Source organism: Lentzea sp. (genome assembly GCF_036380075.1).
Taxonomy (GTDB): domain Bacteria; phylum Actinomycetota; class Actinomycetes; order Mycobacteriales; family Pseudonocardiaceae; genus Lentzea.
In genome coordinates, this window is the sequence record NZ_DASVFL010000328.1 from 1 (window position 1) to 2,320 (window position 2,320).

Annotated in this window: 1 protein-coding gene; it reads right to left on the bottom strand. The window is 70.3% G+C overall.

What is annotated here, in order from left to right:
- Nucleotides 1-164: 164 nt before the first annotated feature.
- On the bottom strand, nt 165-2,060 hold the full coding sequence (typA, locus tag VF330_RS34945) for a translational GTPase TypA (protein ID WP_330856006.1): 1,896 nt from the start codon (nt 2,058-2,060) through the stop codon (nt 165-167).
- Between the last annotated feature and the right edge of the window lie 260 nt (nt 2,061-2,320).

Below are 2,320 nucleotides of genomic sequence, written 5' to 3' on the forward strand. Positions count from 1 at the left end.
AAGGAAAAGACGGCTCGCCTTCGGCATCGCTTGGGCGCTGGCTTCGCCGCGCAACTGACATGCCCGTACCGCGCCGTGGCCTTGGCCTGACCGCGTCGCGCCCCGGAGACGACGAAGGGCGGCCGGGCCGTTGGCCCGGCCGCCCTGTCAGGCGGTGCGTGGTGTCAGCCGCGCTGCTTCATGCGCGAGCGCTCGCGGCCCCGCAGGTTGGCGTCCAGGGTCACCTTGCGGACGCGGATGACGTCCGGGGCCACCTCCACGCACTCGTCGGAGGCGCAGAACTCCAGCGCCTCCTCGAGGGAGAGCTTGCGGGGGCGGGCCAGGGTCTCCATCACGTCGGCCGTGGAGGAGCGCATGTTCGTGAGCTTCTTCTCGCGGGTGATGTTGACGTCGAGGTCCTCGGCGCGCGGGTTCTCGCCCACGACCATGCCCTCGTAGGCGTCGGCGCCCGGCTCCACGAAGAACGTGCCGCGGTCGGCCAGCTGGATCATCGCGTAGGCGGTGATGGAGCCGGTGCGGTCGGCGACCAGGGAGCCGTTGTGGCGGGTGCGGATCTCGCCCGCCCACGGGCCGTAGCCCTCGGAGACGGCGTTGGCGATGCCGGTGCCGCGGGTCTCGGTGAGGAACTCCGTGCGGAAGCCGATCAGGCCTCGCGACGGGACCACGTAGTCGAGCTTGATGCGGCCGGTGCCGTGGCCCGACATGTTCTCCATGCGGCCCTTGCGGTTCGCGAGGAGCTGCGTGACGGCGCCGAGGTGCTCCTCGGGGCAGTCGACGGACAGGCGCTCGAACGGCTCGTGGACCTTGCCGTCGACCGTGTGCGTGACGACCTGGGGCTTGCCCACGGTCAGCTCGAAGCCCTCTCGGCGCATCTGCTCGACCAGGATGGCCAGCGCCAGCTCACCGCGGCCCTGCACCTCCCAGGTGTCCGGGCGCTCGGTCGGCAGGACCTTCACCGACACGTTGCCGACGAGCTCGGCGTCGAGACGGGCCTTGAGGACGCGGGCGGTGAGCTTGGTGCCACCGTTGCGGCCGGCCAGGGGCGAGGTGTTCACACCGACGGTCATCGAGATGGCCGGCTGGTCGACGGTGATGCGGGGCAGCGCCTCGGGGGCCTCGGCGTCGGCCAGCGTGTCGCCGATGGTGATGTCCGCGATGCCGGCGATGGCGACCAGGTCGCCCGCCCGTGCGGACTCGGCGGGGACGCGGTCCAGCGCCTCGGTGATGAGGAGCTCGGTGATGCGGACCTTGACGGGCTCGCCGTCCTCGCGGCACCACGCCACGGTCTCGCCCTTGCGCATCGTGCCCTGGTGGATGCGGCAGAGCGCGATGCGGCCGAGGAACGTGGAGGCGTCGAGGTTGGTGACGAGCGCCTGGAGCGGGCCGTCGACGTCGACGTGCGGGGCGGGGATGTGGTCGAGCAGCACCTGGAACAGGGTGTCCAGGTTCTCCTCGTCCGGCAGGCCGCCGTCCTCGGGCTGGGTCAGCGACGCGCGACCGGCGCGGGCCGAGGCGTAGACGACCGGCAGGTCCAGCACGGACTCGTCGGCGCCCACCTCGGTGGCCAGGTCGAGCAGCAGGTCGTGGGCCTCTTCGACGACCTCGGAGATCCGGGCGTCGGGGCGGTCGACCTTGTTGACCAGCAGGATCACCGGCAGACCGGCGGCCAGGGTCTTGCGCAGGACGAAGCGCGTCTGGGGCAGCGGGCCCTCGGACGCGTCGACGAGCAGGACGACGCCGTCGACCATGGACAGGGCGCGCTCGACCTCACCGCCGAAGTCGGCGTGGCCGGGGGTGTCGACGACGTTGATGATCACGTCGCCGTCCGGCGTGTGGCGGCGCACCGCCGTGTTCTTGGCGAGGATCGTGATGCCCTTCTCACGCTCGAGCTCGCCGGAGTCCATGACCCGGTCGACGAGCTCGGCACGCGCGGAGAAGGCGCCGGACTGGCGCAGCATGGCGTCGACCAGGGTGGTCTTGCCGTGGTCGACGTGCGCGACGATCGCAACATTTCGCAGGTCAGTGCGCGTCTGAAGGGCAGACGCGGTGGCCGTGGGCACGCAGAACTCCTAGAGCTTCGAAGGCGTTGGAGGGGCTCGCGCCGGACACTTCGATGCGCAGGGCCGTTGCTGATACTACCGGCTGCGTCGCCATTACCACACAAGAGTGCCAGTGAAGTGAGCCTCACCTACTCTGGCAGGACGTGGCGGAGTGGAGTTCAACCAGTGGGTAAGAAGCTCAAGAAGAAGTGCTGCCGGTCGAAGCCCCAGTGCAAGCGCTGCCCCGTTCCGTTCCTGCTCAAGGAGCGTGACAAGGCCCG